The organism is Yimella sp. cx-51 (assembly GCF_017654605.1).
Classification (GTDB): Bacteria; Actinomycetota; Actinomycetes; order Actinomycetales; family Dermatophilaceae; genus Yimella.
The window spans coordinates 1568312-1581556 of sequence record NZ_CP072113.1; the positions used below are offsets into that span (position 1 = coordinate 1568312).

The 13245-nt window shown below is 66.7% G+C and carries 11 protein-coding genes; 9 read left to right on the top strand and 2 right to left on the bottom strand.

The genetic code is table 11. The features are described from left to right. The first annotated feature begins 81 nt into the window (after positions 1-81). On the top strand, positions 82-1872 hold the full coding sequence (locus J5M86_RS07395) for a sodium:alanine symporter family protein (protein ID WP_188060719.1): 1791 nt from the start codon (positions 82-84) through the stop codon (positions 1870-1872). Positions 1873-1886: 14 nt separating this feature from the next. Here the strand turns inward: J5M86_RS07395 and J5M86_RS07400 are convergent, their stop codons facing one another. After that, positions 1887-2891 (bottom strand): NAD-dependent epimerase/dehydratase family protein, encoded by a 1005-nt coding sequence (locus tag J5M86_RS07400; RefSeq protein WP_188060718.1) that lies wholly within the window; start codon positions 2889-2891, stop codon positions 1887-1889. Between the two features lie 138 nt (positions 2892-3029). On the opposite strand from J5M86_RS07400, the gene pafA reads away from it, so the two are divergent. The 3 genes from pafA to J5M86_RS07415 all read left to right on the top strand — a co-directional run bounded on the left by pafA (position 3030) and on the right by J5M86_RS07415 (position 5944). Continuing rightward, complete coding sequence (gene pafA / locus J5M86_RS07405; RefSeq protein WP_188060717.1) at positions 3030-4394, top strand: Pup--protein ligase; 1365 nt, start codon at positions 3030-3032, stop codon at positions 4392-4394. Positions 4395-4462: 68 nt separating this feature from the next. Further along, positions 4463-5512, top strand: coding sequence for an FKBP-type peptidyl-prolyl cis-trans isomerase (locus tag J5M86_RS07410; protein ID WP_188060716.1), 1050 nt, complete (start codon positions 4463-4465; stop codon positions 5510-5512). Between the two features lie 12 nt (positions 5513-5524). After that, on the top strand, positions 5525-5944 hold the full coding sequence (locus J5M86_RS07415) for an FKBP-type peptidyl-prolyl cis-trans isomerase (protein ID WP_188060715.1): 420 nt from the start codon (positions 5525-5527) through the stop codon (positions 5942-5944). A gap of 102 nt (positions 5945-6046) precedes the next feature. Here the strand turns inward: J5M86_RS07415 and J5M86_RS07420 are convergent, their stop codons facing one another. Next, positions 6047-7141, bottom strand: coding sequence for a DUF3866 family protein (locus J5M86_RS07420; RefSeq protein WP_188060714.1), 1095 nt, complete (start codon positions 7139-7141; stop codon positions 6047-6049). Between the two features lie 42 nt (positions 7142-7183). Here J5M86_RS07420 and J5M86_RS07425 point away from each other — a divergent pair, with 42 nt between their 5' ends. From J5M86_RS07425 to J5M86_RS07445, 5 genes are all read left to right on the top strand, one after another. Next, positions 7184-8167 carry a YafY family protein gene (locus J5M86_RS07425; protein WP_188060713.1) on the top strand — a complete coding sequence of 328 codons (984 nt, stop codon included), beginning with the start codon at positions 7184-7186 and terminating at the stop codon, positions 8165-8167. Continuing rightward, positions 8167-9123, top strand: a complete 957-nt coding sequence (locus J5M86_RS07430) for a YafY family protein (RefSeq protein WP_188060712.1) — start codon at positions 8167-8169, stop codon at positions 9121-9123. The genes J5M86_RS07425 and J5M86_RS07430 overlap by 1 nt, the downstream gene beginning before the upstream one ends. An 87-nt stretch (positions 9124-9210) precedes the next feature. Beyond that, positions 9211-9519: a Sec-independent protein translocase subunit TatA gene (gene tatA / locus J5M86_RS07435; protein ID WP_188060711.1), complete on the top strand. Its 309-nt coding sequence runs from the start codon at positions 9211-9213 to the stop codon at positions 9517-9519. A gap of 72 nt (positions 9520-9591) precedes the next feature. Beyond that, on the top strand, positions 9592-10413 hold the full coding sequence (gene tatC / locus J5M86_RS07440; RefSeq protein WP_188060710.1) for a twin-arginine translocase subunit TatC: 822 nt from the start codon (positions 9592-9594) through the stop codon (positions 10411-10413). Positions 10414-10440: 27 nt separating this feature from the next. Further along, on the top strand, positions 10441-13209 hold the full coding sequence (locus J5M86_RS07445; protein ID WP_188060709.1) for an RNA helicase: 2769 nt from the start codon (positions 10441-10443) through the stop codon (positions 13207-13209). The last annotated feature ends 36 nt before the right edge of the window (positions 13210-13245 follow it).

Sequence of the window (13245 nt, forward strand, 5' to 3'; positions counted from 1 at the left end):
TTGGTCACCGAACGGTCACGATTGGCCATTCCATGAGGCCTGAATCACATTTTCTCCTCACGATCCGGTGCCCTGAGTGTCATGAATGCCACCACCGTGACATTGCAATCCTTCCGATCTGAACCAACGGACAACACCTCCGGTGTGCTCGCGAACATCGAGGACGCCGTCAACAAGGTCTTCGAACCCCTGACCAAATGGTCGGGCGAGATCATCTTCTGGAGCCCGTCGTGGTTCCCGATGCCCTGGATCGTTCTCTGGCTGATCGTGGCTGCCGTCTTCATCACGATCTATCTCGGTGCGATCCAGGCCCGCGGTCTGAAACCCGCGTATCGGACGCTGCGCGGAGAGTTCTCCCGGGACGACGATCCCGGCGAGATCCCGCACTACCAAGCACTTACCTCCGCCGTCTCCGGCACCGTCGGTCTGGGAAACATCGCCGGTGTCGGTGCAGCGGTGACCATCGGTGGCGCCGGCGCGACCTTCTGGATGATCCTGGCCGGACTGTTCGGCATGGCCACGAAGTTCGCCGAGTGCACCCTCGGTGTGAAGTACCGCGAGGTGCGGCCGGACGGCACGGTCTCCGGCGGACCGTTCCGCTATCTCCCGGAAGCTTTCAAGAGATTCCCGAAGCCGTTGTCGGTGGGGCTGACCGGCCTGTTCGCGGTGGCGATCCTGTTCTTCGGCGTCGGTGGCGGCAACATGTTCCAGGCCAACCAGACCTACGCGCAGGCGGTCACGGTCACCGGAGGCGACGACAGCTTCCTGGCCAACAAGGGAGCAGGGCTGGTCTTCGGTATCGGACTGGCATTCCTCATCGGTCTGGTCATCATCGGCGGCATGAAGTCGATCGGTCGGGTCACCAGCACGCTCGTGCCGGTGATGGGCACCATCTACCTGGCCGCCTGCCTGGTGGTCATCCTGATGAATGTCGACCAGGTGCCGAGCGCCATGGGCGACATCGTCTCCGGCGCCCTCTCACCCCAGGGCGTGAGCGGCGGATTCATCGGCGTCCTGATCGTGGGTATGCAGCGTGCCGCGTTCTCCAACGAAGCCGGTCTCGGTTCGGCGCCCATCGCGCACTCGACGGTCAAGACGCGTCGTCCGGTCTCCGAAGGCTTCGTGGCGATGTTCGAGCCGTTCATCGACACCGTCGTCGTCTGCACCATGACGGCGCTCACCATCGTGATCGCCAAGACGCAGTTCTGGACCGACACCCAGGCGAAGGTCGCTGCCGACTCCACCCATGAGTACGGCGGCGGTGTCGCGGTCACCTCGGATGCCTTCGAGCAGTCGATCTCGTGGTTCCCCTACGTCTTGGCGTTGGCTGTGGCGTTGTTCGCGATCTCGACCCTCATCACGTGGAGCTACTACGGCAACCGGGCGTGGGCGTACCTGTTCGGTGAGTCGAAGACCTCGACGCTCGTCTACCGCGTCGTGTTCCTGACGTTCACCGTCGCCGGTTGCATCCTGACCTTTCAGAACGTGCTCGACTTCGCCGATGCGTTCCTCTTCGTCTGTGCGTTCGTCAACCTGCTGGGTGTCTACCTGCTCCTGCCGGTCATCAAGCGCGAGATGAAGGCCTACCTCGCCGACTACAAGAACGGCACCCTGGCCGCCTACGGTGCCGGTGAGATCGACTACGAAGACACCAGCGCCACCGAGGTCGACCACGAGAGCGCCGACAATTTCGACGGACGCCAGGTGGGCATCGTGCCCGACCCGGACGACGACGGTTTCGGACGCGGTGCGGCCACCGTGCCCTACACCCGCAAGGGAATCCGCGCCGGCGCGCAGCAGGCGCGTGATCGCCAGCAAGCCCGACACGAGGAGCGTCGTCGGCGCCGGAAGAAGGACGAGGACGCCGACTGATCGGCCGTCAGCGCTCAGTTCTCACGTAACCACTGGGTGATCAGGTCGGCCTCGTCAGCGGGGGAGAGACCCGCTTGGCGGGGTCGGCCCGGCCCGGTGCGCAGTTCCCACTCCAACACGTCGGTGAAGGTCTGTGGCAGTGGCCGTGATCGGAGCCCAGCGGCCTCCGCCGCGCTGGTGTCGACGGTCATCATCCCCGCCAACTCCGGCCAGGGCAGCCACAGCGGCAGCGAGCGTTCGCCCGCCCAGTGCGCAACACCCTTCTGCGCCAACCACTGAGAGCTCGCGGGCACCAGCTCACCGGTGTGACCGGCGACGGCTCTGGCGGCAGCGAGCACCGCGTGCAACGGCACCGACGGACCGGTGGCGTTGAAGACGCCAAAGGTCTGGTTCTCGACGCAGGAGATGAGCCAGTGCGCCAGGTCACGAGCATCGATGAGCTGGGTCTGCGCCGGTGGGTCGTGGGGCACGAGCACCCGTCCGTCCGGCCGACTGGGGTGAGCGAAACGCAGTGGCCAGTAGCCCGACCGGTCGGTGGAATCCTCCGGACCAGCGAGCAGGCCCGCTCGCGCGATGAGGTGGCTATCTGGAAATGCCTGGGCTACGAGGCGCTCGCAGGTGACTTTGCCGGCGCCGTAGTGCTCCGGCGTCCACTGCTCACCGTCCCAGGCCGGCAACAGCTCAGTATCCTCGGCGGCGCCGATCGCGGTCGGTCCGGCATCGGCGTACACATTGATGGTGGAGACGAACAGGTAGTGCTGCGATCGGTCTCGCAGGTTTTCGACCGCACCTCTGACATGCCGTGGTTGGCGGGCCAGATCGATCACGGCATCGAAGTCGCCGTGGACGCCCGCGTAGGCGTTCGGGAGGTCACGATCGGCGCGCACCACCTCGACACCTTCGGCGAAGGTCCCGCTCTCGCCGCGTGCCAGGGCGACGACGTCGTGACCACGCGCGATCGCATCGCGGGCGATCGCACGCCCCAGGAAGGCATTTCCGCCGAGCAGCAGCAGTCTCATGGCAACAGTTCATCAGGCAGATGACGCACGGCACCAGAGCGCTTCGCTCACAGCACAATCCGGCGATCCGGTTCGGCACCACGGCCGATTGGTGACCGGAACGGTCCAGGCAGGTACGCCTGCGCCTATGGTCGATCCATGCAGCGGCGGATCTTTGGCATCGAGACCGAGTACGGCGTCACGTGCACCTCGAACGGCACCCGGCGACTGACGCCGGATGAGGTAGCGCGTTACCTGTTTCGCCGGGTGGTCAGTTGGGGACGCTCGAGCAACGTCTTCCTCGCCAACGGAGCCCGTCTCTACCTCGACGTCGGCAGCCACCCGGAGTACGCCACCGCTGAGTGCGACAGCATCCGCGAGGCGGTCATCCAGGACAAGGCGGGCGAGCGCATCCTGGCCGACCTCACGGTGGACGCCGAGCAACGGATGGCCGAGGACGGCATCACCGGTGACATCTACGTCTTCAAGAACAACACCGACTCGGCCGGTAACTCCTACGGCTGCCACGAGAACTTCCTGGTGGCCCGCTCCGGCGACTTCCAGCGGGTGTCCGAGCACCTCATCCCGTTCCTGATCAGTCGCCAACTCACCTGCGGCGCAGGAAAGATCGTGCAACTCGGCAACAAGCCGGTCTACTCGGTGAGCCAGCGCGCCGACCACATCTGGGAGGGCGTCAGCAGCGCCACCACCAGGTCGCGGCCGATCATCAACACGCGCGACGAGCCCCACGCCGACGCCGAGCACTACCGCCGGCTGCACGTGATCGTCGGCGACAGCAACATGTCGGAGACGACCACGATGCTCAAGCTCGGCTCGGCGCACCTGGTGCTGCAGATGATCGAGGAGGGCAGCCCGATGCGCGACATGACCCTCGACAACCCCATCCGGGCCATCCGCGAGATGAGTCACGACATCACCGGCCGCACCAAGGTGCGTCTGGCCAACGGCAAGGAGATGTCGGCGCTGCAGATGCAGTCGGAGTACTTCGAGCGTGCGGCGGCCTTCGTCGAGCGCGAAGGGCTGACTGACGACATGACGCGCAAGGTCATGGACCTGTGGGAGCGCACCCTGACTGCCGTCGACACAGACAACCTGTCGTTGGTCGACACCGAGATCGACTGGGTGATCAAGAAGAAGTTGCTCGACCAGTACGCCGCCAAGCACGGCCACGACCTCGACCATCCGCGGTTGCAGCAACTCGACCTGACCTATCACGACATCAAGCCCGGACGCGGAGTCTTCGACCTGCTGCAACGCGCCGGACGCGCTGCCCGGATCTGCACCGACGAAGAGATCGAGCAGGCCGTCACCACACCGCCGCAGACCACCCGCGCCAAGCTGCGCGGCGACTTCGTGCGCGCCGCGCAGGAGCACCGCCGCGACTTCACCGTCGACTGGATCCACCTGAAGCTCAACGATCAGGCGCAGCGGACGGTGCTGGTCAAGGATCCTTTCGCCCACGAAGATGCGCGGGTGGCGGCACTGATCGACTCGATGGGCTGAACCAGCCTTCATAGGTTCGGCGGTTAGGGTGGGGCAGACCACCACCGTCGATCACGAGGTATTTTCGCGTGCGCCGTTCCACCCGCCTGCTCGCTGCAGGCGCTCTTTCCGCCGTCGTCCTGTCCGGCTGTGGCGACGAATCCAGCAGCAGCAAGTCGAGCACGGCAGCCAGTTCAGCCGCCTCGCCGCTCACCGTCGCCGCCGACAAGGTCGCGCCGATGAACGCGATCAAGGTCGACACCAAGAACGCCAAGGCGCCCAAGGTCACCCTGGCCAAGAAGCCCTTCCAGGTGAACAAGACCACGGTCACCACCGTCAGCAAGGGCACCGGTGCGGCGGTCAAGCCGACCGACATCGCCTACGTCAGTTACGTCGCTGTGAACGGCACTGATGGCAAGCAGTTGGTCAACACCTACGACAAGCCCGATGTCGCGGTGCTCATGGACGACAAGACGCAGTTCCCGGGTCTGGTGACCGCGCTCAAGGGCGCCACCACGGGTTCGGTGCTCGACGTCGCCATCCCGCCGGCCGAAGGTTTCGGCGGCGCGGGTAGCCAGGCGCTGGGCGTTACCGCCAAGGACACCCTGATCTTCCGCATGACCGTCAAGGGTGCGGCAGCACCGCTGGACAAGCCGGACGGTACCGCCGTCGCGCCGAAGGCCGACCTGCCGACTGTCGTCGTGAGTGACGGCAACCAGAGCAAGAAGGCCGCCACGATCACCATGCCGAAGAAGGACGGCAAGGTGGTCAAAGCTCCGACCAAGCTGGTGTCGCAGGACCTCCTGGCCGGAAAGGGCCGCAAGATCGTCGCCGGCCAGACCGTGCGCCTGCGCTACACCGGTGTGATCTGGGATTCGGGCAAGGCCTTCGACTCCTCCGCGGTCAGCGGTAAGGGTGAGACGGTCGACTTCCCGATGACCAAGGCCGACCCGAAGAACCCCGCAGCAGGCGGAATGATCCCCGGTTTCGTCGACGGCATCGTCGGCAAGACCGTGGGCAGCCGTGTGCTCATCGTGATCCCGCCGGCACAGGGCTACGGCTCGACCGGTAACACCCAGGCCGGAATCAAGGGCACCGACACCCTTGTCTTCGTCGTCGACGTCCTCGCTGCACTGTAAGGAAATTGCTACATGTCTTTCGACCCGAATACCACCAAGCCGGAGATCGACTTCCCGGGCGACAACCCGCCCACCGAGTTGCTCATCGAGGACATCACCGAAGGTGAGGGCCGCGCTGCTGAAGCCGGCGACATCGTCAAGGCGCACTACGTCGGTGTTGCCTGGTCGACCGGTGAAGAGTTCGACGCATCCTGGAACCGCGGCGCACCGCTGGACTTCCAGGTGGGCGTCGGCCAGGTCATCCAGGGCTGGGACCAGGGCATTGTCGGCATGAAGCCGGGCGGACGCCGCAAGCTCACCATCCCGCCGGAGCTCGGCTACGGCGCGCGCGGTGCCGGCGGCGCAATCGGCCCCAACGAGACGCTGATCTTCGTGGTCGACCTCGTGTCGGCCAGCAAGCGCGGCGCCGGATCGGCCTTCGGCCTGCGCTGAGGCTCACGAGTCACGCAACGAAGCGACCCACGACTGATGTCGTGGGTCGCTTCGCGTCGGGGACCGGTTTGACGATCAGCACGTCCAGGGCGATCAGCATGTTCAGTCGGTGGGACCGATCATCGCCGCGTGCCGACCTGATGCCGCCGCGGCGAGGAACGAGGCGGGGTCGGCGTCCAGGTCTCGGCCCATCGTGCGCAACGGAACGGGGGATTCGCGCAAGGCATCGAGCAGGCCATCCACGCGCACATCGATCCTGGTGAGGCGCTGCTGCGAAGCAGTGACCATGTCATCGGCCTGAGCCGACACCTTCGCGCCGAAATCGCCGGGCAACTGAGGCACAGGCAGCTCGGCAGACACGAGAGCCACCCTCGTGTAGGCGGTGCGACTGTGGTGGGAGATACCGAGGTGTCGCTCCCGGGCATCCGCCTGGGAGACCCGCAATCCAGCCACGGCTCGACCGCCGAGGATGTGTGCGGCGTTGAGCGCTTCGCCGGCGGAGGTGCCGGAAAAGCCCCAGCGCGTGCCGGTGCCGAGGTTGCCGGGGCCCTGACTCACGATCGCCACATCGGCGTCCAACACCAGGCGCGCGGCGAGCAGACCGGTGTGCACGTTCACTGCTTCCAGGTCGCCACCGAAGGCCTGACCCACGGTCACCACCCCCGCCAGCCAGCCGGCCTCACGGAGACCGTCGAGGGTGCGAGAGAAGGACGCCGGCAGCGCGCCGCCGTCGGTCATCACATACGCAGCCTTGAGTTGAGGTCGATACTCTCGCAGGCCCGCCAGCACGGCCGGGAGCGCTGAATGCAGGTCGGCGGTGACCACCGGCATGCCCGCAAGATCGCCGGCGTCCTGCAAGGCCTCGTAGTGCGGACTCTCCTGCTCGTCGACGCCGAGCACCATCATCTGCAGTGGGGTGTACCGCGCCTTCACGATGTGACCGGGCGAAGGCTGCGGCACCGGCGGCAGGCGATCGGGGATGGCGACCACCATCGCCGCGCCACCAGTGCCCAGTTGCCGGTCGATCGCGTTGGTGTTGAGCAGCACGCGGTCACCTTCGACCAGCTCGCCGACAACGTCGAGATAGGCGAGTGCACGCACCGGCACATCAACGCCCGTCACCTCGACCAGCACCTGTTGCACCTGCCCCCAGCGCGCGTCGACGCCGACGACGATGCCCTCCCGCCACGTGATCACGCCTCGTACACTAGTGCGAGTCGATGGGATAGTTTCGTTCCCATGAGCCCCTCGTCCCCAGCGGCCAAGACCGAGCGGCTGCTCAACCTGGTGATCTGCCTGCTCTACACGCGGCAGCCGCTCAGCAAGCAGCGCATCCGGCAGGCCGTGCCTCAATACGGCGAAGCCGCGTCGGACGAAGCCTTCGACCGGATGTTCGAGCGCGACAAGGACGAACTGCGCGATCTGGGCATTCCGCTGCGCGCCGAGGTGGTCGACCCGCTCTTCGAGGACGAAACCGGTTATCGCATCGATCGTCGTGAGTACGCCCTGCCGGAGCTGCACTTCGAGCCCGACGAGCTCGCGGTGCTCGGCCTCGCCAGTCGCACCTGGCAGCAGGCCAGCCTCGCCGGTCCGGCCGCGAGCGCGCTGCGCAAGTTGGAGGCGGCCGATGTGCAACGTGACGAGGGCACCCTCGTCGGTCTCGAACCGCGGGTGCGCACCGCCGAGCCGGCTTTCCCGGCCATGAAGGACGCGCTCGTGCGCCGCACGACGGTGCAGTTCGCGTATCGCAAACCCGATGGTTCGGTCTCCGATCGTCGACTCCAGCCGTGGGCGGTCACCAACTGGCACGGACGCTGGTACGTCTCCGGTTTTGACCTCGACCGCGATGCGCCACGAGTCTTCCGGCTCGGTCGCGTCGAAGGGGCGGTGCGCAGCCAGGGTCGCGCGGGCGCCTACGAGATCCCCGACGACCACGACGCGCTCCGCGCGATCCGCGGCAGCGAGGTGGAGCGCGAACCGCAGCCGGCGATCCTGCACGTCCTCACCGGCAGCGGTCATGCGCTGCGTCGGCGGGCCCGCACCACCGGCGAAGTGGACGACCGCTGGACCCAGATCGACATCGACTACACCGACACCGAGATCTTCGCCGACCAGATCGCCGGCTACGGACCCGCCGTGATCGTGCTCCAGCCAGGCGATCTGCGCGATGCCGTCGTCCGGCGTCTGCGCGGCGCCTCCGAACGCAACCAGGAGAGCATCTGATGGCCGCCGAGAGCGCGACCCAGCGTCTGGCCCGGCTTCTGACGATGGTGCCGTGGCTCATGCACCGCCAGGGCATCGACATCGAGCAGGCTGCCCGCGAACTCGACGTCAGCCCGGCGCAGGTCGAGGCCGATTTGAGTCTGCTTTTCGTGTGCGGCACGCCCGGGCACATGCCCGACGACCTCATCGAGGCCGAATGGGAAGGCGGGAAGGTCTTCCTGGGTAATGCCGACACCATCGCCCGGCCGCTGCGCCTCGGCGTCGACGAGGCCCTCGCGCTCATCGTGGGCCTGCGCACCTTGGCAGCCGTCCCAGGACTGGGGGAGCGGGACGCCATTGACCGGGCCCTCGCCAAACTCATCGACGCCGCCGGTGATGTCTCCGACGTCTCCGACCGTGTCCGCATCACCCCGGCTTCAGGCACCGACTGGCTCGCTGTCATCCGCACCGCGATCAGTGATCGTCGCCGCCTGCATTTGCGCTACCTGGTCGCTGCCCGCGACGAGAGCACCGAACGCGATGTCGACCCGATGCGGGTGCTGCTGATGGACGACCACTGGTACCTCGAGGGCTGGTGCCATCGCGCGGACGGCGTCCGCATGTTCCGACTCGACCGCATCGATGATCTGCAGGTGCTCGACCAGGACGGCACCCCACCGGCCGGTGTGGCTCCCCGCGAACTGGGCGATTCGGTATTCTCCCCGGTAGCGGATGCGGTCACGGTGCGACTGGAACTCCAGCCGGGTGCGTCCTGGGTGGTCGACTACTACCCGGTCGACAGCAGCGAACGGCGCGAGGACGGATCCCTGGTGGCAACGCTGCGCACCAGCGATCTGCACTGGGTGCGCCAACTCGTATGGCGCCTCGGCGGATCCGCGACCGTGCTCGAACCCGCACACCTGCGCGCCACCGTGCACACCGGCGCCGTTGAGGCCCTGCGGGCCTACTCGACCTGATGAGCCAATCCGCGCCCGTCGCGTAGACTCGGCAAGGCTCTTAACATCGGGCGCGCGAGCGCCCATCATCTCCGGAGGATCTCCTTCATGTTCCGTGGCGCGTTCCAGCCTTGGCACCTGCTCATTCTCGTGATCGTGATCGTGATCGTCTTCGGTTGGAAGCGACTCCCGGACGCGGCCCGTTCGCTCGGCCGTTCGGCTCGCATCCTCAAGAGCGAGATGGACGAGATGAAGAGCGAGAACGGTTCGTCGGCCTCCAAGGAGACCGTGAACGGTGAGACGGTCGAGGAATCCGAGGCACGGATCAAGCGTGAGGACGGGCAGCACCGTTCGGCGCAAGCCGGCCACCCGGACGGTTACCCGCAGCGTCCGACCGACCAGAACCCCTCGGCCTGACGCCGCCGCACGAGTTTCTGAGCAACCCCACAGATGGCCCTACTCGGTCGAAAGGACAATCCGGATGCCCGGATGTCCTTGGGCGAACACTTCCGTGAGTTCCGTCGGCGTGCCCTCGTCGCGGTGCTCGCGATCATCGCGGGAGCGTTCCTCGGCTGGATGTTGTTCGACCCGATCAAGTGGAACCTCTTCGGGCAGCGCATCGACAACCAGGGCATCTTCAACTGGCTCAAGGAGCCGTTGACTCAGGTCGCGAGCACGCGTCGACACCCCGAGGACGTCAACCTCAACTTCGGCGGCAAGGGCGTGACGAGCGCCTTCGAGATCAAGCTCAAGATCGCGCTCTGGGTCGGTCTCATCGTCTCCAGCCCGGTGTGGCTGTGGCAGATCTGGGGCTTCCTGGCCCCCGGACTGACCAAGAGGGAGAAGCGCATCTCGCGCCTCTTCCTCGCTGCTGCTGTTCCGCTCTTCGTCGCGGGCTGCTGGGTGGCCACCCTCGTCCTGCCCAACGCGGTGCGCTTCCTCATCGGCGTCACCCCGGACGACGCAGTCAACTACCAGGACGGCAGCGCCTACATCACCTTCGTCACCCGGTTCATCCTGGTGTTCGGCATCGCCTTCCTGCTGCCGGTCTTCCTCGTCGGCCTGAACGCCGTCGGCGTGCTGCCCGCACACGTGATGATCAAGGGCTGGCGCGTGGCGGTGCTGCTGATCTTCGTCTTCGCCGCGGTGATGAGCCCGAGCCCGGACGCGTGGTCGATGCTCGCGCTCGCTCTCCCCATGGTCGCGCTCTTCTACTTAGCGGTCGGCATCGGCGCGATCCTGGACAAACGACGCGGTAAGAAGCGTCCCGAGTGGCTCGACGTGTCCGACGGCGACGCCTCCGCCCTCTGAGCGTAGCCGTTAACTAGGCTCGGGCGCATGCCCGCATCGACGACTGACAGCACCACGCGGCGGCCCTTCGACAGCACGCATCTGGAGCGGTTCGCGCAGGGTTACGACTTCCCGCTCGACGATTTCCAGCGTCGCGGCTGCGAGGCGGTGCAGGCAGGACGCGGCGCACTGGTCGCGGCGCCGACCGGTGCGGGTAAGACGGTCGTGGGTGAGTTCGCGGCCTATCTCGCCCTGCAGACCGGCCGCAAGACCTTTTACACCACCCCCATCAAGGCGTTGTCGAACCAGAAGTACGCCGACCTGGTGGCCCGTCACGGCAGCTCCAAGGTCGGTCTGCTGACCGGCGACTCCTCGATCAACGGCGAGGCGCCCATCGTGGTGATGACCACCGAGGTGCTGCGCAACATGCTGTACGCCGGCTCCGGCACGCTCGATGGTCTCGGGTTCGTGGTGATGGACGAGGTGCACTACCTCGCCGATCGCTTCCGCGGCGCAGTGTGGGAGGAAGTGATCATCCAGCTGCCGCAGACCGTGCAGCTCGTCTCCTTGTCGGCCACGGTCAGCAACGCCGAGGAGTTCGGCGACTGGTTGCGCACGGTGCGTGGCGACACCGAGGTGGTGGTCGAGGAACACCGGCCGGTGCCGCTGTGGCAGCACATGATGGTCGGCCAGCACATCGTCGACCTCTTCGCCGAACAGGATCACGAGAAGCGGGTCAATCCCGAACTGCGGCAGCGGATCTCCGCGTTCCGGCAGCGCAACGATCCCCGTGGCGTCCGCATGGACGCCGGCGCTCCACGTGGCCGACGAGGTAAGCCCGCGAAGGGGCCGATCGGTCCCGTGCGCGGCGGACGTCCGTCACGCGGCCCGAGCCGGGCCGAGGTCATCGAGGCGCTCGACAAGGAAGGTCTGCTGCCGGCGATCACGTTCATCTTCAGCCGGGTGGGCTGCGAATCAGCGGTCTCCCAATTGTTGGCCTGGGGCATCCGGCTCATTCCGCCGCAGGAGGGCGAGCGCATCCGCCGCCTGGTCGAGGAGCGCATCGCCACCCTGCCCGAGGAAGACCTTGCGGTGCTGGGCTACTACGACTTCGTCGAAGGCCTCACCCGCGGTTTCGCCGCCCACCACGCCGGAATGCTCCCCACCTTCCGCGAGATCGTGGAAGAACTCTTCTCCGCCGGCCGCATCCAGGCGATCTTCGCCACCGAGACGCTCGCGCTCGGCATCAACATGCCGGCGCGCACCGTCGTCCTGGAGAAGCTGGTGAAGTTCAACGGCGAGGCTCATGTGCCGGTCACCCCGGCCGAATACACCCAGCTCACCGGGCGCGCCGGTCGCCGCGGCATCGACATCGAGGGCCACGCGGTGGTCCTCTTCGGTCGCGACGTGGACCCCGAGGCAGTCGCGGGCCTCGCGAGCACCCGCACCTACCCGCTCAACTCCAGTTTCGTGCCCACCTCCAACATGGCCGTCAACCTCGTCGACCGGCTGGGTCGCGGGCCCGCCCGCGAGACCTTGGAGTCGTCCTTCGCGCAGTTCCAGGCCGACCGTTCGGTCGTGGGTCACGCCCGCTCGATCAAGCGCAATGACGAAGCGCTCGAGGGTTATGCCGAGGCGATGCGTTGCCACCTGGGCGACTTCGAGGAGTACGCCGCCCTACGCCGCGAGCTGTCCGACGTCGAGAAGCAACTGAGCCGGCGTACAACTGCGGCCAACACAGCGGCTGCCGCGGTGTCCCTGTCGAAGCTGGCGATCGGCGATGTGATCCGGGTGCCCGAGGGACGGCGCACCGGCCTGGCGGTGGTGCTCTCGATGGACGCTCCGCGGCGCGGCCTCGCCCAGCCGTTCGTGCTCACCACCAACGGCCGCACCACCCGGCTCACCGAGTCCGACGTCAAGGGGCCCGTGCACACCATCGGGTCGATCGCCGTGCCCAAGCGGTTCAACCATCGCGACCGCAGGGCACGCGCCGACCTCGCCTCCACCCTGCGGATCAAGATGCGCGATGCCCGCGACACCCGGGCCGAAGCACCCGACAACGCCGAGTTGCGCCGGCTGAACGGTGAGATCGGCACGCTGCGCGAGAAGATCCGCAAACATCCCTGTCACGACTGTCCCTATCGGGAGCAGCACGCGCGGTGGGCGGAGCGTTGGTGGAAGCTGCGCCGCGAGACCGATGGGCTGCAGCGCATGGTCGACGGCCGCACCCACAGCGTCGCGCGTACTTTCGAGCGGGTCTGTGACCAGCTGGCCGAGCTCGGCTTCCTCAGTTCGGACGGGCAGAGCGTCACCACCGACGGGCGCACCTTGCAGAACATCTACGCCGAGAAAGACCTCCTGGTCGCCGAGTGTTTGCGCCAGGACGTCTGGAAGGGCATGGACGCGCCGTCGCTGGCTGCGGCGTTGTCGGCGCTCATCCACAAGTCGCGCAGCAAGGACGGTCCCGACCCTGATCCCAAGATGCCGAACCGCGACGTCGCCGAGGCGATCGAGCGGCAGAAGGACGTCTGGGAGGGTCTGGTCGACCTCGCGCAGCGCCACCAGCTCGCGCCGATGGCCGAGCCCGATGCCGGCATCGCCTGGCCGATCCACCGATGGGCATCGGGTCAAAGGCTGGACGTGGTGCTGCGTGGCAGCGAACTCACTGCGGGCGATTTCGTGCGCCGCTGCAAGCAACTGGTCGACCTGCTCGATCAACTCGCCGACCTCGACGGATATCCCTCGATCTCCACCACCGCCAAACGAGCCGTCGACCAGATCATGCGCGGCGTGGTCGCAGCGGACCGCCTCGACTAATCCCCGGCGATGGAGCTCGGCTCTGCCATGATGAAG